17 protein-coding genes are annotated in these 21,482 nt (G+C 53.6%); 9 read left to right on the top strand and 8 right to left on the bottom strand.

The window, feature by feature from the left end:
- Positions 1–12: 12 nt before the first annotated feature.
- Complete coding sequence (gsiA, locus tag FDX01_RS19935) at positions 13–1,884, bottom strand: glutathione ABC transporter ATP-binding protein GsiA (RefSeq protein WP_115258974.1); 1,872 nt, start codon at positions 1,882–1,884, stop codon at positions 13–15.
- Positions 1,871–2,836, bottom strand: coding sequence for a beta-aspartyl-peptidase (iaaA, locus tag FDX01_RS19930; RefSeq protein ID WP_137400342.1), 966 nt, complete (start codon positions 2,834–2,836; stop codon positions 1,871–1,873). Before iaaA ends, gsiA begins: the two co-directional genes overlap by 14 nt.
- Positions 2,837–3,037: 201 nt before the next feature.
- On the opposite strand from iaaA, the gene moeA reads away from it, so the two are divergent.
- Entirely contained in the window at positions 3,038–4,273 is a 1,236-nt protein-coding gene (gene moeA / locus FDX01_RS19925; RefSeq protein WP_137400341.1) for a molybdopterin molybdotransferase MoeA, read from the top strand.
- Positions 4,273–5,022, top strand: coding sequence for a molybdopterin-synthase adenylyltransferase MoeB (gene moeB, locus FDX01_RS19920; protein WP_096757738.1), 750 nt, complete (start codon positions 4,273–4,275; stop codon positions 5,020–5,022). Before moeA ends, moeB begins: the two co-directional genes overlap by 1 nt.
- An 86-nt stretch (positions 5,023–5,108) precedes the next feature.
- On the opposite strand, the gene fsa is transcribed toward moeB, so the two are convergent.
- Positions 5,109–5,771 (bottom strand): fructose-6-phosphate aldolase, encoded by a 663-nt coding sequence (gene fsa / locus FDX01_RS19915; protein ID WP_117341685.1) that lies wholly within the window; start codon positions 5,769–5,771, stop codon positions 5,109–5,111.
- A gap of 133 nt (positions 5,772–5,904) precedes the next feature.
- Here fsa and FDX01_RS19910 point away from each other — a divergent pair, with 133 nt between their 5' ends.
- The 3 genes from FDX01_RS19910 (at position 5,905) to FDX01_RS19900 (ending at position 10,258) form a co-directional block, all read left to right on the top strand.
- Entirely contained in the window at positions 5,905–6,804 is a 900-nt protein-coding gene (locus FDX01_RS19910) for a glycyl-radical enzyme activating protein (protein WP_137400340.1), read from the top strand.
- Positions 6,805–6,809: 5 nt separating this feature from the next.
- Positions 6,810–9,242, top strand: a complete 2,433-nt coding sequence (locus tag FDX01_RS19905) for a formate C-acetyltransferase/glycerol dehydratase family glycyl radical enzyme (RefSeq protein WP_137400339.1) — start codon at positions 6,810–6,812, stop codon at positions 9,240–9,242.
- A gap of 200 nt (positions 9,243–9,442) precedes the next feature.
- Positions 9,443–10,258: a Cof-type HAD-IIB family hydrolase gene (locus FDX01_RS19900; protein ID WP_115258981.1), complete on the top strand. Its 816-nt coding sequence runs from the start codon at positions 9,443–9,445 to the stop codon at positions 10,256–10,258.
- Between the two features lie 39 nt (positions 10,259–10,297).
- On the opposite strand, the gene FDX01_RS19895 is transcribed toward FDX01_RS19900, so the two are convergent.
- The gene (locus tag FDX01_RS19895) at positions 10,298–12,229 is read right to left on the bottom strand and encodes a M48 family metallopeptidase (protein ID WP_137400338.1); all 1,932 of its coding nucleotides are present in this window, start codon (positions 12,227–12,229) and stop codon (positions 10,298–10,300) included.
- A gap of 270 nt (positions 12,230–12,499) precedes the next feature.
- Here FDX01_RS19895 and FDX01_RS19890 point away from each other — a divergent pair, with 270 nt between their 5' ends.
- On the top strand, positions 12,500–13,762 hold the full coding sequence (locus tag FDX01_RS19890; RefSeq protein ID WP_137400337.1) for a DUF1479 domain-containing protein: 1,263 nt from the start codon (positions 12,500–12,502) through the stop codon (positions 13,760–13,762).
- Between the two features lie 69 nt (positions 13,763–13,831).
- Here the strand turns inward: FDX01_RS19890 and FDX01_RS19885 are convergent, their stop codons facing one another.
- Complete coding sequence (locus FDX01_RS19885; RefSeq protein WP_246864796.1) at positions 13,832–14,686, bottom strand: hypothetical protein; 855 nt, start codon at positions 14,684–14,686, stop codon at positions 13,832–13,834.
- A 167-nt stretch (positions 14,687–14,853) separates the two neighbouring features.
- The gene (locus tag FDX01_RS19880) at positions 14,854–16,446 is read right to left on the bottom strand and encodes an ABC-F family ATPase (RefSeq protein ID WP_115258984.1); all 1,593 of its coding nucleotides are present in this window, start codon (positions 16,444–16,446) and stop codon (positions 14,854–14,856) included.
- Positions 16,447–16,671: 225 nt separating this feature from the next.
- On the opposite strand from FDX01_RS19880, the gene ldtB reads away from it, so the two are divergent.
- A complete protein-coding gene (ldtB, locus tag FDX01_RS19875; protein ID WP_115258985.1) occupies positions 16,672–17,592 on the top strand; it encodes a L,D-transpeptidase in 921 nt (306 codons plus the stop codon).
- Between the two features lie 90 nt (positions 17,593–17,682).
- On the opposite strand, the gene FDX01_RS19870 is transcribed toward ldtB, so the two are convergent.
- Positions 17,683–18,792, bottom strand: coding sequence for an anion transporter (locus tag FDX01_RS19870; RefSeq protein WP_137400336.1), 1,110 nt, complete (start codon positions 18,790–18,792; stop codon positions 17,683–17,685).
- Complete coding sequence (mntR, locus tag FDX01_RS19865; protein WP_096757747.1) at positions 18,789–19,262, bottom strand: manganese-binding transcriptional regulator MntR; 474 nt, start codon at positions 19,260–19,262, stop codon at positions 18,789–18,791. The genes FDX01_RS19870 and mntR overlap by 4 nt, the downstream gene beginning before the upstream one ends.
- Before the next feature lie 186 nt (positions 19,263–19,448).
- Here mntR and mntS point away from each other — a divergent pair, with 186 nt between their 5' ends.
- Positions 19,449–19,577, top strand: a complete 129-nt coding sequence (gene mntS / locus FDX01_RS19860; RefSeq protein WP_096757748.1) for a manganase accumulation protein MntS — start codon at positions 19,449–19,451, stop codon at positions 19,575–19,577.
- A gap of 277 nt (positions 19,578–19,854) precedes the next feature.
- A complete protein-coding gene (locus FDX01_RS19855; RefSeq protein ID WP_115258987.1) occupies positions 19,855–21,441 on the top strand; it encodes a phosphoethanolamine transferase in 1,587 nt (528 codons plus the stop codon).
- The last annotated feature ends 41 nt before the right edge of the window (positions 21,442–21,482 follow it).

The raw sequence follows: 21,482 nt of genomic DNA, 5'->3' as shown, positions 1-21,482 counted from the left end.
GAACCCTGCCTGTTATAGACGCGAAAGCGCATTTTCCACCTGCGGACGCGCAACATAATGCCCTGGCCCCACTAACTGGAGTGACACCGGGGAAATCTCTTCTCCGCGTTTGCGGATATTGCTGGGGATATCATCCGACAGCAGCACCCGCTGCGGCCGCTGATGAGAGGGATCGGCAACCGGAACCGCCGCCATTAATTTGCGGGTATACGGATGCTGCGGATTTTCAAACACCGCCCGACGGGGACCAATCTCGACAATCTGCCCCAGGTACATCACCGCCACACGGTGGCTGATACGTTCGACCACCGCCATATCGTGAGAAATAAACAGGTAGGCGATGCCCATTTCCCGCTGGAGATCGAGCAACAAATTAATAATCTGCCCACGAATCGAGACATCCAGCGCCGAAACTGATTCATCGGCAATGATCACTTTTGGATTGAGCGCCAGCGCCCGGGCAATACAGATACGCTGACGTTGGCCACCGGAAAACTCGTGCGGATAGCGCCAGGCGTGTTCAGGGAGTAGCCCCACCCGCTCCAGCAGCCAGGCGACCCGTTTTGCCGCGGCGTCCCCTTGCAGTAGCCCGTGCACCCGCAGCGGCTCGAGAATGGAATAACCTACCGTCTGACGCGGGTCGAGCGACGCATAGGGATCCTGGAAAATAAACTGAATATCCCGACGGAGCGGCTGAAGCTTGCTGCTGGCCAGCGTGTCTATCCGCTGACCGTTAAAGGTAATCTCCCCGTGCTGAGACTCCACGAGTCGCAACAACGCCCGTCCGGTAGTAGATTTACCACAGCCGGACTCCCCGACCAGCGAGAGCGTTTCGCCTGGCCACAGATCAAAACTGACGTTTTCCACCGCGTGCACCTCGCGGGTCACGCGATTGAGAATGCCGCTGCGCAGCGGGAAACGCGTCACCAGATTACGCACCTGCAGGATCGGCTCGCCCGCCACCACCGTGTCCTGTTCAGTCTGCGGTTCACGGTGGTCGGGGTCCTGCAGCGAAATCAACGGGAAACGGCGCGGCAGTTCATGTCCGCTCATGGCCCCGAGCTGCGGCACGGCAGCCAGCAGCGCTTTGGTATAGGGATGTTGCGGGGCGTGAAAAATCTGTTCCACGCTGCCCGTTTCTACAGCTTCACCCTGATACATCACCAGGACGCGGTCGGCAATATCGGCAACCACGCCCATATCGTGGGTGATAAAAATCACCCCCATGGCCATGTCCTGCTGTAATACTTTAATCAGCTGCAGGATCTGCGCCTGAATGGTGACATCCAGCGCGGTGGTCGGCTCATCGGCAATCAATACCGCCGGACGGCACGACAGCGCCATCGCAATCATGACCCGCTGGCGCATACCGCCAGAAAGCTGATGCGGAAAGCGCGATAAAATGGCCCTCGACTCCGGTATCCGCACCTGGTCGAGCATCCGTTTGGCCTCTTCCATCGCCGCCTCACGGCTAGCCCCCTGATGCAAACGAATCGACTCGGCTATTTGCTCGCCGACGGTGAACACCGGATTGAGCGACGTCATCGGCTCCTGGAAGATCATCGCGATATCCGCCCCACGCACATGGCGCATCTGCGACGCGCTCTGTTCGCCCAGTTCAATCACCTGCCGGTTGCGTCGCCGAAGCAACATCTCATCGCAGCTCACCTCTCCGCCCGCCTGTTCAATCAGGCGCATCAGTGACAGCGCGGTGACCGACTTTCCTGAACCGGACTCGCCAACAATCGCCAGCGTTTCCCCTCGCTTGAGGCGAAATGACAAATTGCGTACCGCACTGACCCGCTTCTGCTCCTGCGCAAACGCAATGTTCAGATTGCTAACCGCCAGTACATCGTTGGCGTCAAGCTCATCACTGTGTGGCAACGGTATCTCCTTTCTCCCGGTAAATACCGGTGGTTGGCGTATCGCCAGCGTATCCCCAGGCACGGTACATGCCTTCACTGTTAAACGGTAAGGCCACGTTACCTTCATGATCGACGGCAATAAGCCCGCCGCTACCGCCGAGCGCCGGTAATTTTTCCATGACTACGCGTTCGCAGGCCTCTGACAAGCTCAGCCCGCCATAATCCATCAGCGCGGCAATGTCATATGCTGCCAGCGCGCGTATAAACACTTCCCCGGTTCCGGTACACGAGACCGCCACGCTGGCATTATTGGCATAACAACCGGCACCTACTAACGGGCTATCCCCGACGCGCCCCGGCAGTTTGTTGGTCATGCCACCGGTCGAGGTCGCCGCCGCCAAATTACCGTACTTATCCAGCGCCACCGCGCCAACGGTGCCCATTTTGCTGCCCTCATCCAGCGGCGTACCGCCGTGATCGAGCACCGTTTCCCCCGCTGTACGTGCGGCCAGTAGCTGAGCATACCGCTCTGGCGTCGAGAAAATATCCGCACTCACGCGATCCATGCCCTGTGCATGGGCAAAATTCTCCGCCCCTTCGCCTATCATCATAACGTGCGGGCTTTTTTCCAGCACCAAACGGGCCGCGAGGATCGGGTTACGCAGGTGGCTGACGCCAGCGACGGCGCCCGCCTGCAGCGTATTTCCGTCCATCACGCAGGCATCCAGCTCATGGGTTTCATCACGGGTAAATACGGCGCCGATTCCGGCATTAAACAGAGGACACTCTTCCAGTAAGCGTACGGCTTCAGTCACCACATCCAGCGCGGTTTGGCCCGCCTCCAGCATTCGTTGCCCTACTTCAACGATATCTGACAATGACTGTATATAACGCAATTCCTGTTCCTGACTCAGCTGCGCGCGGGTGATTGCGCCAGCGCCGCCGTGAATTGCAATGACTGCTTTGCCCATTTTTATCGTCCATTTAGGTGGCAGGAAACGTGGTTATAAATAGCAGAATTTCGGTGAGTTATTGATTCGATTTTCGAATATAGAAAGATGCAGACGTCATGTAAAGATAAAGGCCTGCACCTAAGACTGAGGTGGCATACTGTCTGCGTCTGTTTTCTGACATAATGATCGGATTCGATTTTGCCTCGCAGGAGTCTTCTCATGGAATTTACCGCCGGACTGATGCCGCTCGAAACGGCACTTTCACAAATGCTGTCGTCGATTACCCCACTCACCGCCGTTGAAACACTGCCGCTGGTGGAATGCTTTGGTCGCGTGCTGGCAACCGACGTCGTCTCACCGATTGATGTGCCAGGATTCGATAACTCGGCAATGGACGGTTACGCGGTGCGTTTAGCGGATTTGCAATCCGGTCTGCCGCTTGCTGTCGCAGGTAAAGCCTTTGCCGGTCAGCCTTTTCATGGGGAATGGCCTGCGGGAACCTGCATCCGCATTATGACCGGCGCACCGGTGCCCGCCGGCTGCGAAGCCGTGGTGATGCAGGAACAAACAGAACAAACTGATGACGGTATTCGTTTTACCGCAGAAGTTCGCGCCGGACAAAATATTCGTCTGCGCGGTGAAGATATTGCTCACGGCGCGGTGGTGTTTGCCGCAGGGACGCGTCTGACAACCGCTGAGCTCCCGGTGCTGGCCTCGCTCGGTATTGCCGATGTGCAGGTTGTGCGTAAAGTGCGCGTGGCGCTATTTTCTACCGGTGATGAGCTACAGCTGCCAGGCCAACCGCTGGGTGACGGCCAGATTTATGACACCAACCGCCTGGCCGTACACCTGATGCTGCAACAGCTGGGCTGTGAGGTCATCAACTTAGGTATTATCCGCGACGATCCTCACGCCCTGCGCGCGGCGTTTATCGAAGCCGACAGTCAGGCCGATGTGGTGATAAGCTCCGGCGGTGTATCGGTCGGGGAAGCGGACTACACCAAAACCATTCTCGAAGAACTCGGCGAAATTGCCTTCTGGAAACTGGCGATTAAGCCGGGTAAACCGTTCGCGTTCGGTAAACTGAGCAACAGCTGGTTTTGTGGCCTGCCAGGTAACCCAGTCTCTGCAGCCCTCACCTTCTATCAACTGGTGCAACCGCTGCTGGCAAAACTGAGCGGAAATACCGCCAGCGGATTACCCCCACGCCAGCGCGTACGGACCGCATCACGCCTGAAGAAAACGCCTGGCCGTCTGGATTTCCAGCGCGGCGTATTGCAGCGTACGGCTGACGGCGAACTGGAGGTCACCACCACGGGTCATCAGGGCTCGCATATTTTCAGCTCTTTTAGCCTTGGCAACTGCTTTATCGTTCTGGAACGCGATCGCGGCAACGTTGAAGCCGGAGAATGGGTAGACGTCGAGCCATTTAACGCGCTGTTTGGAGGCCTGTAATGGCAGAACTCAGCGACCAGGAGATGCTGCGTTATAACCGGCAAATCATCCTGCGCGGCTTCGACTTTGACGGTCAGGAAGCGTTAAAAGAAGCGCGGGTGCTGGTCGTAGGACTCGGAGGACTTGGCTGCGCCGCAACTCAGTATCTGGCGGGCGCAGGCATCGGGCATTTAACCCTGCTCGACTTTGATACCGTGTCGGTTTCCAATCTTCAGCGACAGACGTTGCATAGCGACGCGACCGTCGGGCAGCCAAAAGTGGAATCGGCACGCGATGCGCTGGCGCGGATTAATCCACATATCACCCTCACACCGGTGAATGCGCTGCTTGACGATGCTGCGATGCATGCGTTGGTTGTAGAGCATGACCTGGTGCTGGATTGCACCGATAACGTCGCCGTGCGCAATCAGCTGAACGCCGCCTGCTTTACGGCAAAAGTGCCACTAGTGTCCGGTGCGGCCATTCGTATGGAAGGACAAATCACCGTCTTTACGTATCAGGAAGGTGAAGCCTGCTACCGCTGTTTGAGCCGCCTGTTCGGTGAAAACGCCTTAACCTGCGTGGAGGCCGGCGTGATGTCACCGCTGATTGGCGTGATCGGGTCGCTGCAAGCGATGGAAGCCATCAAGTTACTGGCAAACTTCGGTAAACCGGCAAGCGGTAAAATCGTGATGTACGATGCGATGACCTGCCAGTTCCGGGAGATGAAGCTGATGCGCAACCCGGGGTGTGAGGTTTGTAGTCGGTAAAAAAGTCGGGTGGCAGCTTCGCCTTACCCGACCTACAACGGCTCGAACGTAGGCCGGGTAAGCGTTAGCGCCACCCGGCAACAGCATCAGATCGACGTACGTCCAAATGCGCTCTGCCAGTCGTGCGCAAATTTCGCCATGGCGGCATCCACGGCCGGGGAGCTAATTAGCTGCTGCGCCACATCCAGCGGCAGCGTAATGGCTTCACAGCCAGCTAACAGGCAGTCCAGCGCCTGACGCGGGGTTTTAAAACTGGCAGCCAGTACTTTGGCGTGCGGCGCGTGCATTTTCAGTAAGTTCTGTAAATCAACCACCGTCTGAATACCATCCCCGCCCTGCGCATCCACGCGGTTAACATACGGCGCAATGTATTCGGCCCCTGCCAGCGCAGCTAACAGCCCCTGTGCTGCACTGTAAACCGCGGTGCCCAGCGTTGGGATCCCCTCTTTCTTCAGCAGCTTAATCGCCGCCAGCCCTTCTGCGGTCACCGGTACCTTCACCACGATATCGGGAATCATTGCCCGCAGTTTATGCGCGTCGCTGACCATGCCCTCAGCGGTCGTTGCCATCACCTGAGCAAACAAACGCCCCTGCCCGCCAATCGCGTCATGCAGTTCCGGGAGTAACACCTCCAGCGCCTTTCTACCTGCCGCCACAATACTCGGGTTTGTGGTGACACCTGCCAGCGGAAAAATACGCGCCAGGGTTTTCACCGCATCCACATCAGACGTATCTAAATAGAGTTCCATAACCGTTCCTCAAAACTGATCGTTAGCATGAATCAACGGTAGCACGACGAAACCGCGCGGTTAGTTGACTCACGTCAATATAACTTTCATTCGAAAGTAATTTAATCTTTATACGAAAGAAGAGAGGCCGCTTATGATTTTCAATATCCAGCGCTATTCCACCCACGATGGTCCCGGTATCCGCACGGTAGTCTTCCTTAAGGGATGCTCTCTGGGTTGTCGCTGGTGCCAGAACCCAGAGAGTCGTGCCCGTACGCAGGATCTGCTGTATGACGCGCGTCTGTGTCTGGAGGGCTGTGACCTGTGTGTTCAGGCTGCGCCTGACGTCATTCAGCGCGCCCTCAACGGCCTGCTTATTCATCGTGAAAAATTGACCGATAAGTCGCTCACCGCACTGACCCACTGCTGCCCGACCCAGGCGCTTACCGTCTGTGGTGAAGTAAAAAGCATAGAGGAGATAATGTCCACCGTGCTGCGCGATAAACCCTTCTACGATCGCAGCGGTGGTGGGGTAACGCTATCCGGCGGTGAGCCATTTATGCAGCCGGAGCTGGCTGCGGCGTTGTTCAAAGCCAGCCATGAAGCGGGTATTCATACTGCGGTCGAAACCTGCCTGCACGTACCGTGGAAGTACATTGAACCTTCATTAGCGTACATCGATCTATTTCTTGCCGATTTAAAACACATCGCCGATGTGCCGTTTAAGCAGTGGACTGACGGCAACGCCGCTCGCGTGCTGGAGAATCTGAAAAAACTGGCCGCTGCCGGAAAAAAAATGATTATTCGCGTGCCGCTGATTCAGGGCTTCAATGCCAACGAAGAAGCCATTAAAGCCATTACCGATTTTGCCGCCGATAAACTTCACGTCGGTGAGATTCATTTTTTGCCCTACCACACCTTGGGCATCAACAAATACCACTTACTCAGCCAACCCTACAACGCCCCGGACAAACCGCTGGATGCGCCTGCACTGCTCGAATTTGCCCAGCAGTATGCCAGCCATAAAGGTTTAACCGCGACCCTACGAGGATAACCGCCATGACCACACTGAAACTGGATACACTCAGCGACCGCATCAACGCACACAAAACAGCCCTGATCCACATTGTGAAGCCGCCGGTATGTACCGAGCGCGCCCAGCACTATACCGAGATGTATCAGCAGCATCTGGACAAACCGATCCCGGTACGCCGCGCGCTGGCGCTGGCGCATCATCTGGCGGAACGGACTATCTGGATCAAACATGACGAGTTGATTATCGGTAATCAGGCAAGCGAAGTCCGCGCCGCACCAATCTTCCCGGAATACACCGTATCGTGGATTGAAAAAGAGATCGACGATTTGGCCGACCGACCAGGAGCCGGCTTTGCGGTCAGCGAAGAGAACAAGCACGTACTGCATGAAATCTGCCCGTGGTGGCGCGGTCAGACCGTACAGGATCGCTGCTACGGCATGTTTACCGACGAACAAAAAGGTCTGCTGGAAACCGGCATCATCAAAGCCGAAGGCAACATGACTTCCGGCGATGCGCACCTGGCGGTGAACTTCCCGCTACTGCTGGAAAAAGGCCTTGATGGTCTGCGTCATAAAGTCGACGAGCGTCGTTCGCGCATTAACCTGACCTGCCTGGACGATCTCCATGGCGATCAGTTCCTGAAAGCCATTGATATCGTACTGGATGCCGTCAGCCTGCATATCGAACGTTTCGCCAGCCTGGCACGTAAAATGGCAGCAACTGAAACCCGTGAAAGCCGTCGCGATGAGCTGCTGGCAATGGCAGAAAACTGCGATGTCATCGCCCACGAACCGCCAAAAACCTTCTGGCAGGCACTGCAACTGTGCTATTTCATCCAGCTTATCCTGCAAATCGAATCGAACGGGCACTCGGTGTCGTTTGGCCGCATGGACCAGTATCTCTACCCGTTCTATCGTCGCGACGTGGAGCTGAACCAGACGCTAGACCGCGAGCACGCCATTGAGCTGCTGCACAGCTGCTGGTTGAAGCTGCTGGAAGTGAACAAAATCCGCTCCGGCTCCCACTCGAAGGCATCCGCGGGCAGCCCGCTGTATCAAAACGTCACTATCGGTGGTCAGAATCTGGTTAACGGCCAGCCAATGGACGCGGTCAATCCGCTCTCCTATGCCATTCTGGAGTCCTGCGGTCGTCTGCGTTCAACCCAGCCGAACCTCAGCGTGCGTTATCATGCCGGGATGAGTAACGATTTCCTTGATGCCTGCGTGCAGGTCATTCGCTGCGGCTTTGGCATGCCGGCGTTTAACAACGATGAAATTGTTATCCCGGAATTCATTAAGCTGGGTATTGAGCCGCAAGATGCCTACGACTACGCAGCCATTGGCTGCATCGAAACCGCCGTGGGCGGGAAATGGGGTTACCGCTGCACCGGCATGAGCTTTATTAACTTTGCCCGTGTGATGCTGGCCGCGCTGGAAGGTGGTCGCGATGCCACCAGCGGTAAGGTGTTCCTGCCGCAGGAAAAGGCGCTCTCTGCAGGTAACTTCCACAACTTCGACGAGGTGATGACCGCCTGGGATACGCAGATCCGCTACTACACGCGTAAATCCATCGAGATTGAGTATGTGGTTGATACCATGCTGGAAGAAAACGTCCACGACATCCTGTGCTCTGCGCTGGTGGATGATTGCATTGAGCGGGCGAAGAGCATTAAACAGGGCGGCGCAAAATATGACTGGGTATCCGGTTTGCAGGTCGGGATTGCTAACCTTGGCAACAGTCTGGCTGCCGTGAAAAAGCTGGTCTTCGATCAGGGTGTTATCGGTCAGCAGCAGCTGGCGGCAGCCCTGGCAGATGACTTTGCAGGCCTCACGCATGAACAATTACGCCAGCGTCTGATCAACGGCGCACCGAAGTACGGTAACGATGATGACAGCGTCGACACCCTGCTGGCCCGCGCTTACCAGACCTATATCGACGAACTGAAGCAATATCATAATCCGCGTTACGGTCGCGGTCCGATCGGTGGTAACTATTACGCCGGAACTTCCTCCATCTCGGCAAACGTACCGTTTGGCGCGGCAACAATGGCAACGCCGGATGGCCGTAAAGCGCATACCCCACTGGCAGAAGGCGCCAGCCCGGCCTCCGGTACCGACCATCTCGGTCCAACGGCGGTGATTGGCTCAGTGGGCAAGTTGCCGACCGGCGCGATCCTCGGCGGGGTGCTGTTAAACCAGAAGCTGAATCCGGCTACACTGGAAAATGAGTCCGATAAGCAGAAGTTAATGATCCTGCTGCGTACCTTCTTTGAAGAGCACAAAGGCTGGCATATTCAGTACAACATCGTCTCTCGTGAAACGCTGCTGGAAGCGAAAAAACACCCAGATCAGTACCGTGACCTGGTGGTGCGTGTAGCTGGCTACTCCGCCTTCTTCACTGCCCTGTCTCCGGATGCGCAGGACGATATCATCGCCCGAACAGAGCATATGCTGTAATTTCCCGTAGGCCGGATAAGACGTTTTCGCGTCGCTATCCGGCAGCGATACCGCCTCAATGCCGGATGGCGCTGACGCTTATCCGGCCTACAACTGTGCTGTAATAGACGACGGGGAAACTTTCATTCGAAATTAAATTTGTGCTACAGGTCACATTGTTATTAGAATGTTTCTGGTTGCAGTGAAAGCCAGGAGCATATATGACCATCAACGTTATCGTCACCGACATGGACGGCACTTTTCTCGACGATGCCAAGCAGTACGATCGCCAGCGATTTATGGCGCAGTATCAGCAATTGAAAAAACGAGATATTGAATTTGTCGTGGCCAGCGGCAACCAGTATTACCAGTTGATCTCCTTTTTCCCTGAACTCAAAGACGAAATCTCTTTTGTCGCAGAGAACGGCGCGCTGGTGTATGAACACGGCAAACAACTTTTTCATGGTGAGCTTACCCGCCACGAATCCCGTATTATCATCGGCGAGTTATTGAAGGATAAGCAGCTGAATTTTGTCGCCTGCGGACTGCAAAGCGCCTACATCAGCGAAAATGCCCCGGAGGCGTTTGTGGCGCTGATGTCAAAACACTACCATCGTCTGAAACCGGTTAAGGACTTTCAGGACATCGATGATGTGCTGTTCAAGTTCTCACTGAATTTACCTGATGGGCAAATCCCGTTGGTTATTGACCATTTGCATACAGCCCTCGACGGTATCATGAAGCCGGTGACCAGCGGGTTTGGCTTTATCGATCTGATAATCCCAGGTTTACATAAAGCCAACGGTATCAGCCGCCTGCTTAAACGCTGGAACCTGTCACCGCAGAATGTAGTTGCCATTGGTGATAGCGGCAACGATGCGGAAATGCTGAAAATGGCACACTATTCCTTTGCCATGGCTAATGCCGCCGACAGCATTAAAGCAATTGCCCGCTACCAGACCGATGACAACAATCATCAGGGCGCACTGAACGTGATTCAGGCCGTACTCGACAACACCTCACCGTTTAACGGCTGACATAAACCCGGAGTCCGTACTCCGGGTTTTACATCCCCATCAGAAATCCTCCAGCTCAGCGCGAGCGTGGGCAGAAACAATGTATTGCCCGATAAGCGTCAGCAGCGCTTGCGCATCCAGCTTAACCTTTCCATTTTCCTGCTGGCGTAACACATCACCGGCCACCACGATTGCAACCGCATGTTTTCGCGGGTTAAAGCGAATAACCTGCATAAACCGTTTGGTGGTGAGAGTCGGTTGATAATCATCGTCCATGAAGAGTTCAATCGTCATCGAACTGGAAATAATCGTCAGGTTATAGTCGGCAATATTTTTTAGCGGTAGCGGCTGAGGCAACCACGGGCTGGCGATCGCGTCCTGCGTCAGCACCAGCAGCGGCTGTCGCGTTCGTCGTAAGGTGATAATGCCCAACAGCCCAAAGGTAATTCCGCCGAAAGGAATCAACCCGCACCAAGGGCTGACCGTTTTGAACAGCAGCAAAGCCCCACCGCCCAACAGCATTACCAGGCCCGCAATTATCATATACCATGCCACTTTCGCACTCACCCACAGCGCCACCGAGCCTGTTACCAGCCCGGCTTCGGCTTCAAGTGTCTGGCGATAGACCTTACGTTGCGCGGTGATTTTTGTCGACAGGGTGCGTGAAAGCGATAGGCTCAACGCATCCGCATCGGCGAATAGACCACCGAAAAAAGCGTTATCACCTGCGGCAACCGGGCGTAAAGCCCGCGCCAGAAGTTCACTATCGAGCGGTACTGTCAGTGCCGCAATACGTTCACGCGTCGTCGGATGGCTATCCATTGGATGCGCTATTTCATTATCGAGACTGTTCTGCAGCGCAAACGGTCCGATTTTCTGTAACGCGACAAGCAGATCGACAAGCCAGTTGGTGCTGGTCACACGCCCATGCAAAAGCTCCCCCAGAAATCGGGAAACCGGAACATCCAGCACCGATATCCGCAGTAACGCCGACGCGAACGCCGCTGGAGATGAGACTTTTGCACCCATATTATCCGCCGCATATTCACGGATCCTGGCCCAGTCACTGACCGCTTCATGGAAGGTCTGCAAAAACCATAGCCCCATATCCAGCGACGGGCGCAGTACGATGCGGTCAAGCCAGGAAAACCCCTGCGAGCTGTTCGCCATCTGTTCAAGACTGTTTTGCATCCCGGCATACAGAGGAACGAAGCGCAGGCTGTATTGCGTATCCTCGCCGGTAAAATGTCCCAGCTCATGGCCAATCACCGCTGCCGCTTCCGCGTCATCCAGCAATGCCATATAGGTTAGCGGCAAGTGGAGCGTATTACCCGTGAGTCGTTTGCCCTCTTCAATTTGTACGGTATTGGCGGTGACAAAGAAGCCGTCAAAAAATCCGACCACGATATTGTCAGGCAGCGTCAACTCTGCACGCCGGGTGACGTCACGTATCCATTGCCAGAGCGCCGGGTTATTCGCGACGGTGACATTCACCCCGTAAATCTCCGTATCGTCAGGTTGAAAGAGAGCGAAACAGCGTCTGATGGAAGTCAGACTTTTTAATAGCATCCAGAGGATCGCACCGACGGCGACCAGGATTACCGCCGCCAGTTTGAACCCACCCGCCCCGCCAAAATGCGACATCAGCCAGGTAACTTCCGATAACGCCAGACAAATCGCCGCCAGTCCGCAGGTCATAATTTCAGCGGCCATCATAAAAGGCAACAGGCGACGGCAACGCGTAAATGTGCGAATCAAGATGCTTTGGGAATGGCGCGAAGCGCGGGCGCTGGTTGTACATAGCCCCACTGCCGCCTCCACAACAAGCAAAGCCGCACCGCCAAGCGCTATCGCCAACATCGCTAGCGTCTGTCGGAGCAGCCCCTCAGCATCGCCTTCGAGAACATCGGCTACCCGCCAGTACTGCCATAGCGCATAACTAAGAATGCAGACTGGAACAGTGAAGAGATGAAGCGTGCCTTTTCTTTCCATTGAAAAATATCCTTTTATCAACCGGCACCGCCCTCTTAGTGCTGGCCTTTAGCGGGCAAAATCTCCCAGAGCAAAGAAGTATAGATAGTCCCACTTGTTGCCGGTTAACGTTTTTATCCACCAGCCCCCATTTTATCGATAGGTCAGCCCAACGCTCACTTACCCATCCGCGCGCCTTACTGATTTTTAAACTTGCATTAACTTACTTTTAACTTATATTATCATTTGCAAGTTAAATTAGTTTCGAATGAAAGTTCATGCGAGGTGGTTATGGCTCTTACTTTTACCAGCGACACGTTGCCTGCCGATCACAAAGCGGCAATCCGTCAGATGAAGCGGGAACTGCGGGCGCAGCTTGGCGACGTCCAGCAGATCTTCAGCCAGCTTAGCGAGACCATCGCCACCCGCGTGGCGGAGATCAACGCGCTTAAAGCACAGAGTGACGCGGTCTGGCCGGTACTGCCATACGCCGATATTCAGGCGGGCACCGTCACCGCTGTGCAGCGAGAACTGATTAAACGTCGTGGATGTGCGGTCATTAAGGGTCATTTCCCCCGCGAGCAGGCGCTGGGTTGGGATCGCTCAATGCTCGATTATCTCGACCGCAACCGCTTTGACGAGGTCTACAAAGGACCGGGGGACAATTTTTTCGGCACCCTGAGTGCATCGCGTCCTGAAATCTTTCCGATCTACTGGTCACAGGCACAAATGCAGGCCCGCCAGAGTGAAGAGATGGCTAACGCACAGTCGTTTCTTAATCGCCTGTGGACTTTTGAAAGCGAAGGTAAGCAGTGGTTTAACCCGGACGTCAGCGTGATCTATCCTGACCGTATTCGTCGCCGCCCGCCGGGAACCACCTCCAAAGGGCTCGGCGCACATACAGATTCCGGCGCACTGGAGCGCTGGTTGCTTCCGGCATATCAGCGCGTTTTTGCTTCTGTTTTTAACGGCAATCTGGCCGATTACGATCCGTGGCAGGCGGCGCATCGCACTGACGTCGAAGAGTATACGGTCGATAACACCACCAAATGTTCGGTGTTTCGCACCTTCCAGGGCTGGACGGCGCTTTCCGATATGTTACCGGGCCAGGGGTTGCTACATGTGGTTCCCATTCCTGAAGCGATGGCTTATGTGCTGTTACGCCCACTGCTGGATGATGTTCCGGAAGATGAGCTGTGCGGCGTCGCACCAGGAAGAGTACTGCCGGTTTCAGCGCAATGGCATCCCTTACTCATCGAGGCGTTAACCAGCATTCCGCAACTGGAAGCCGGCGATTCCGTATGGTGGCATTGTGATGTGATCCACGCCGTTGCGCCGGTGGAGGACCAACAAGGCTGGGGCAACGTGATGTATATTCCCGCCGCACCAATGTGCGAAAAAAATCTCGCCTATGCCCACAAGGTGAAGGCCGCGCTGGAGAAAGGTGCCTCACCGGGGGATTTCCCGCGTGAAGACTATGAAACAAACTGGGAAGGACGCTTTACCCTGGGGGATTTGAATATCCACGGTAAGCGCGCGCTGGGGATGGAATAATCCTTCCCCTTTCAACGCCTTTAAAACAGTCCGGTTTTCTTCATTACGTGATAAAAACCGGATATTTTTTTATTCTACTGATACTGCAACCAGTTTCCATTTATCATTTTCTTTGAGCATAGTAACGTTAATCTCGCCGGATTCTCCATTTTTAAAAACAACGCTTCCAGACAAAGAACCAACATCATTTTCTACGTTGAAACTATCAAAACTGTATTCACTAATATCATCAAAATGAATAGACTCGGTTACAAGCTTAAAATCCTCACTGTCCATTTGTCTTTGCAGAGAAGAAGAGCTTGCCTGATAAGCCTGAACATATTGTCCATCACGGAGCAAGTCTATCTCTGATCGCGCAGCATCCTTCAATTCACCCATCGAAGAAAAGAGGAAAGTACCCAAGCCAATAAAAATAATCAGTGCGGCAATCACCGCTCCCGCAATAACAAATTTTCTTTTTTTCTTGTCTGCTAACAGACCACGAACCTGCCATCCCGCATCACGAGCCATATCAAAAATAGGGTCCGTAATTTCCGTTGATGCAAATTTATAGCTGTCAATTTTACCGAAGCTACCGTCTTCTTTTTTACCCCAGGATCCCCCAGCAGAAAACTCAAGACGTTTCCCGATTTGGACAGATTTGCTCAATCTGAACCCACCCAAATCTGCATCCCACTCAACATCGGTAGTTTTTTCCCGATAGCTAATCTGATTTTTACTTTCATTGAAAAACAGTCTTAGCTCATATTGTTTTTGCAATCCGTATTGACTGAAATAATCTTTCCACTCAGCATCTACGATATTCCAGGATGCAACGATATCATCGCCATCTTCACATAAAATGAAAGGATGCTCGTTGTTGTTGTTTAAACTCAGTAATTTTAATTTAAGATTGGCTAAAGAAAGCGGTTCCATCTGACTCATTTCCTTTCCTTGTGTAGGTAGTTATGGAAAGTATCTTAGCCACAATTGTGGCTAAGATTAATCAGCAGAACTTTTTTTCAGAAAAGTGCGGGGGTGGAATTATAAGTAAGTGACCGGGGTGAACAGGTGCAGCCAACACACCTGTAACACGAAAGACGACGGAATAATTATTCGACGCCTTTGCTACGCAGATAGTCTTCGTAGTTACCGGTGAAGTCGATCACGCGTTCCGGCGTAATCTCAATCACGCGGGTGGCCAGCGAGCTGACGAATTCGCGGTCGTGAGAAACAAAGATCAGCGTGCCCTGATACATTTCCAGCGCCATGTTCAGCGATTCGATAGATTCCATATCCAGGTGGTTGGTAGGTTCATCCATCACCAGAATATTCGGTTTCTGCATCATCAGCTTACCGAACAGCATGCGCCCTTTTTCACCACCGGACAGCACTTTAGCAGGCTTTTTGATATCGTCCTGGCTGAACAGCAGACGACCAAGGAAGCTGCGAACAACCTGCTCGTCATCGCCTTCTTGTTTCCACTGGCTCATCCATTCGAAAACGGTCATATCGTTTTCGAACTCATATTCGTGATCCTGCGCGTAGTAGCCGATTTGCGCATTCTCAGACCACTTAACGGTGCCATTATCCGGCTCCATGTCGCCGACCAGCACTTTCAGCATGGTCGATTTACCCACGCCGTTAGCCCCGATGATGGCAACCTTTTCGCCCACTTCCAACAGCAGATTGAAGTTTTTAAACAGCGGGCCGTTATCAAAACCTTTGGTCAGTGCTTCGACTTCCAGCGCGTTACGGAACAGTTTCTTATCCTGTTCGAAACGGATAAACGGGTTCTGACGGCTGGATGCTTTCACTTCGTCGAGCTTGATTTTATCAATCTGACGCGCACGAGAAGTCGCCTGACGAGATTTCGAAGCGTTGGCGCTAAAGCGGCTGACGAAGGATTGCAGATCGGCAATTTGCGCTTTTTTCTTGGCGTTATCGGCCAACAGACGCTCACGTGCCTGGGTTGCTGCCGTCATGTATTCATCATAGTTACCCGGATAAACACGCAGCTCACCGTAGTCCAGATCCGCCATATGCGTACAGACCATGTTCAGGAAGTGACGGTCGTGCGAAATGATGATCATGGTGCTGTCACGCTCGTTCAGCGTCTGCTCCAGCCAACGAATGGTATCAATGTCCAGGTTGTTGGTCGGTTCATCGAGCAGCAGGATGTCCGGGTTAGAGAACAGCGCCTGCGCCAGCAGCACACGCAGCTTCCAGCCTGGTGCCACTTCGCTCATCGGACCGTAATGTTGTTCTACCGGAATACCGACGCCCAGCAGCAGTTCACCGGCGCGGGACTCCGCCGAATAGCCGTCCATCTCGCCGTATTTAACTTCAAGATCGGCAACTTTGTAGCCGTCTTCTTCGCTCATTTCCGGCAGCGCATAGATACGGTCACGTTCCTGTTTCACTTCCCACAGTTCAGCGTGACCCATAATAACGGTGTCCAGAACGGTGAACTCTTCAAAAGCGAACTGATCCTGACGCAGCTTACCAATGCGTTCGTTCGGATCGAGGGAAACGTTACCCAGCGTCGGTTCGAGGTCGCCGCCGAGAATTTTCATAAAAGTGGATTTACCGCTACCGTTGGCGCCAATCAGGCCGTAACGGTTGCCGCCGCCAAATTTGACGGAAATATTTTCAAACAGCGGCTTACTGCCGAACTGCATGGTGACGTTGCTGGAAACTAACACTGGCGTATCCTGAAAGAAGAAATATGTGACGAACCGCTTATTATGCCATAAGTCTGGAATAAGATCGCGCCTCTCGTGCGTGAGGGTTAAAATGAAAGCAAAGGGAAAAAAATGTGATTTAGTACACATCCGAATTCCTTGTTGCTCCGAATGCACATATAATGCGTGCCCAACACTACATAAATCTCAACCCACTAGCCTGCTTGGCTTCAGAATCTCGCAAAAATGAATATGAAATTGACAACGCTTTTCGCGGCGGCGCTCGCAGTAGTTGGTTTTTGTAACACTGCCTCAGCCGTCACGTACCCGCTGCCTACCGATGGTAGCCGTTTGATTGGCCAGAACCAGGTCATCACCATTCCTGAAGGCAACACCCAACCGCTGGAGTACTATGCGGCTGAATACCAGATGGGTCTGTCCAACATGCTGGAAGCCAACCCGGGCGTGGATACCTTCCTGCCGAAGGGCGGCACCGTGCTGAACATTCCTCAGCAGCTGATCCTGCCGGATACCGTGCATGAAGGTATTGTTATCAACAGCGCTGAAATGCGTCTGTACTACTACCCGAAAGGCACCAACACCGTGATCGTTTTACCGATTGGTATCGGCCAGTTAGGTAAAGACACGCCGGTTAACTGGACCACCAAAGTTGAACGTAAGAAAGCCGGTCCGACCTGGACGCCAACCGCCAAGATGCACGCAGAATACCGCGCTGCGGGCGAACCGCTGCCAGCCGTTGTTCCGGCCGGTCCGGATAACCCGATGGGTCTGTACGCACTGTATATCGGTCGCCTGTATGCCATCCACGGGACCAACGCGAACTTCGGTGTTGGCTTACGCGTCAGCCACGGCTGCGTGCGTCTGCGTAATGAAGATATCAAGTTCCTGTTTGAAAACGTTCCAGTCGGCACGCGCGTCCAGTTTATCGATGAACCGGTAAAAGCGACGACCGAGCCAGACGGCAGTCGCTACATTGAGGTGCATAACCCACTGTCTACTACCGAAGAACAGTTCGAAGGCGGGGAAATCGTACCGATTACGCTGACCAAGAGCATTAAGAGCATCACCGCTCAGCCGGATGTCGACCAGGCCGTCGTTGAGCAGGCAGTCCAGAACCGTTCTGGTATGCCGGTTCGTCTGAACTAAGCATCAAAAAATGCCGGATGGCGGCTGTCGCCTTATCCGGCCTACAGATTAAGTAGGCCCGATAAGCGCTAGCGCCATCGGGCATAATCCTCACATCATCTGCAGCAAACCATATCCCACCAGCGCCGCCCAGCTCAGCATCGGCACCGAATACCAATGAAAACGCCACCAGATCCGTCGATCGTTTGCCATGCGTAAGGCAATAAGGTTCGCCAGCGATCCCGGTAACAGTCCAAAACCACCAATATTGACCGCCCAAGCCAGTAATACCGTTGGCGGGACGTAGTTCAGCAGCAAAATAGTGCTGGGCACATTACTGATAAATTGCGACAGGCCGATTGCCGTCAACCATAGACCGGGTTGCGAAAGCGTACCAACGTGGCCCGAAATGCCCTCGAGTACAGGTAACTGTGTCAACAGATGCACATCGATAAACATCGCCATAAACACCAGCAGCAGCGTCCAGTCCACACTTAAGATCACACGGCGAGCCAGCACCATAAAGCCCGCAGCGACAATCCCTAGCCCCCAAAGCTCAAGCTTGAGTTCCAGCGCCGTTAAAAAGACCAGATACAATGCCAGGCAACTCCACACCAGTCGGGGTTGCCAGTCAGGTGCAGACGTGCCGGTATGATAGTGCAACGTTTTACGCGGAAAACTAAACCAGCACAGCGCCACCAGCGTTAGCATCATCGCACCGGCGAGCGGCGCCATTTGCCAGGTAAACGCGGTAAATGACAGCCCGGATCGCCCCCACATCAGGATGTTCTGCGGATTACCGATCGGCGTCAGCAGCGATCCAGCGTTGACCGCCAGTGCCTCAAAAATAATCAGACGATTCACCGGGATCACGCACAGTTTTTTCAGGGTGATGGTGAGCGGAACCACAATAAACAGGGCAACATCGTTGGTCAGAAACGTCGACAGTAACGCCGCCGCCAGCACCATAAATATCGCCAGCTGACGTTCTGTTTTAAAGCGGCGGGTCATCTTGCGGCCTAGCACATCAAAATAACCGCTTAGCTCCACACCTTTGGTCAGAAGCATCAGCCCTGCGAGCGTAATAATCGTGTGCCAGTCAATGGCCCCCGGCCAGTTCCGGGGCGCAAACGGCGCGAACAGACTCAGTACACACCCGGTAATAATGAGTAGCTGGAAAAAACGATCGCGCTGCAATGCGCGTAATAAAGGAAAACTCATTCAGAGTCGGTGCCTTGCTGTTGGGTAAACCGGCTAAACGCCTCCAGCGTTTCCTTGCTCACGTGGTGTTCCATCCCTTCCGCATCGCGGCGGGCGATTTCCGGGCTGATGCCTAACATTAGCAAGAAATTTTCGACGATCTGATGACGCTCGCGACTCTCCTGCGCCAGCTTCTCGCCTTCTGCGGTTAAGAACACCCCACGCCATGGGATCATTTCAATCAACCCCACAGAAGCAAGACGCTTGAGCATCTTAGCAACGGTGGGCTGGGAAACGCCAAGCCGGGCGGCCATATCCACCTGACGCGCTTCTCCCACCTCAATAATGAGATCGGAAATCAGCTCCACGTAATCATCGATCAGTTCACGTCGGTGTGCCTCCCTGACCTGACGAAACCCTTCAACATGTTCCTCAACATTCACCAATTGCGTCACTTTTTTTGTTGTTGGCATACCTGCGCGACGACTCATTCTGCTTCCTCGTTCCTGTGACGCGTTAACAGCATCTGATTAGAGAGCGGCCATTGTAAACCAGAGTTGCTTGGGCACAAAAATTTAACGTTTTAGCAATAGCTATATAATATAGCCTGTGCTATATCTGTATATAATAAAGACATCCCTCAAGGACTGATGGGAATGTGAAGTCAGGAGGTTCATATGAATGAATTCAAGAGGTGTATGCGCGTGTTTAGTCACTCTCCCTTTAAAGTACGGTTAATGCTGATCGCGATGCTGTGCGACATGATCAACGGCAAACCGGAGCAGGATAAACCTTCCGGAAAATAATGCGGCGTCGCGGTACGCCGCTTCTTTTTCCTGCCGTCTCGTCGATACGGTGGTCAGTTTTTCTCCCAATAACCCTTCTTTTTGTCCGTTTTGCCATCCCCTTCGCAAAACATTTTCTTTGTAGTAGTTGACCTTCTCCCGTACACACTCTATCTTTTCGCAGCCCTGCGTATATTGCGGCTCGCAGATGCGGACCTCATCCCTCTTCTCGCTCTCTCAGGCAGGCAATGACCCTTTGCGCCAGGGTAAGCACATGGCGTTTTTGCAACAGTGGCATATGAATTTAACCCTCAAAGATTCGCTTATTGCTCGTAGCCGGGTGCTAAGCCCGTGGACTGGCTTTTATTTCTTACAGTCTCTGCTGATCAACCTCGCACTGGGCTACCCGCTTAGCCTGCTTTATAGCGTCGCCTTTACCTGCATACTGCTGCTGTTGTGGCAATATGCACCGCGCACGCAAAAAACGCTGATCGGCATTTGTTCACTGATTGCAGCAATGTATTTTCCATTTGGTCAGGCTTACGGCTCGCCCAACTTCAATACCCTGCTGGCGCTGCACTCGACCAACATGGAAGAGTCCACCGAAATCCTGACCATCTTCCCCTGGTACAACTACCTGGTTGGCGTGTTTATCTTTGCCCTCGGCGTGCTCGCCGTACGGCGTAAAAAAGTCGCGACGCAACGCCGCTGGAACAAATTCGACAGTCTGTGTTTGCTGGTCAGCATCGTGGCGTTTTTTGTGACGCCGGTGCAAAACCTCGCCTGGGGCGGCGTCTTCAAATTAAAAGATACCGGCTATCCGGTGTTTCGCTTTGCCAAGGACGTTATCGTCAATAATTACGAGGTTCTTGATGAACAAGACCGCATGGCGAAGCTGGCGAGCGTTAAAGACACCTGGACTGTGACGGCGGTGAAACCTAAGTACCACACCTATGTCGTGGTGATTGGTGAAAGCGCCCGTCGTGATGCGCTAGGCGCGTTTGGCGGCCACTGGGACAACACACCGTTTGCCAGCAGCGTTAACGGCTATATTTTTGCAGATTACATCGCGGCCAGCGGATCAACGCAGAAATCACTTGGCTTAACGCTGAATCGGGTGGTCGATGATAAGCCGCAGTTCCAGGATAACTTTGTCACCCTCGCCAACCGCGCCGGATTCCAGACATGGTGGTTCTCTAACCAGGGACAGATCGGTGAATACGATACGGCAATCGCCAGTATCGCCAAACGCGCTGACGAAGTTCATTTCCTGAAAAACGGTGACTTCGAAGCCGATAAGAACACCCGCGATGAAGCGCTGTTGAAGATGACTGCTCAGGTGTTAGAAACGGAGCGAACTCAACCCCAGCTCATCGTGCTGCACTTGATGGGTTCGCATCCGCAGGCCTGCGATCGTACCCAGGGAAAATACGAGACCTTCGTTCAGTCGAGAGAGACATCGTGTTATCTGTACACCATGAAGCAGACCGACGACCTGCTGCGCCAGCTCTACGATCAGCTGCGTAACAGCGGCGACAGCTTCTCGATGGTTTACTTCTCCGATCATGGGCTCGCCTTTAAAGAACGCGGTAAAGAAGTGCAGTATTTGGCACACGACGATCAGTTCCAGCAGAATTTCCAGGTGCCGTTTATGGTGATATCCAGCGACGATAAAGCACACCGAGTGATTAAAGCCCGTCGTTCCGCGAATGACTTCCTGAGCTTTTTCTCGCAGTGGACCGGGATCAGCGCGAAAGAAATTACCAACCGCTACCGCTTTATCTCGGAGAAAAAAGCCGGACCGGTGTATATCACCAACTTTAAATTACAGAAGGTGGACTACAACCATCTTGGTACCGATATCTTCGAGACCAAATCACGCTAACCGTGCAAATCACAGACAAAAAAAATCCGCCCCTCGAGGCG

The sequence above is a fragment of the Citrobacter sp. wls613 genome, from assembly GCF_005281195.1.
GTDB classification, from domain to species: Bacteria; Pseudomonadota; Gammaproteobacteria; order Enterobacterales; family Enterobacteriaceae; genus Citrobacter; species Citrobacter gillenii.
Note: the sequence above shows the minus strand (reverse complement) of the source record. Positions and strands in the feature narration are given on the sequence as shown.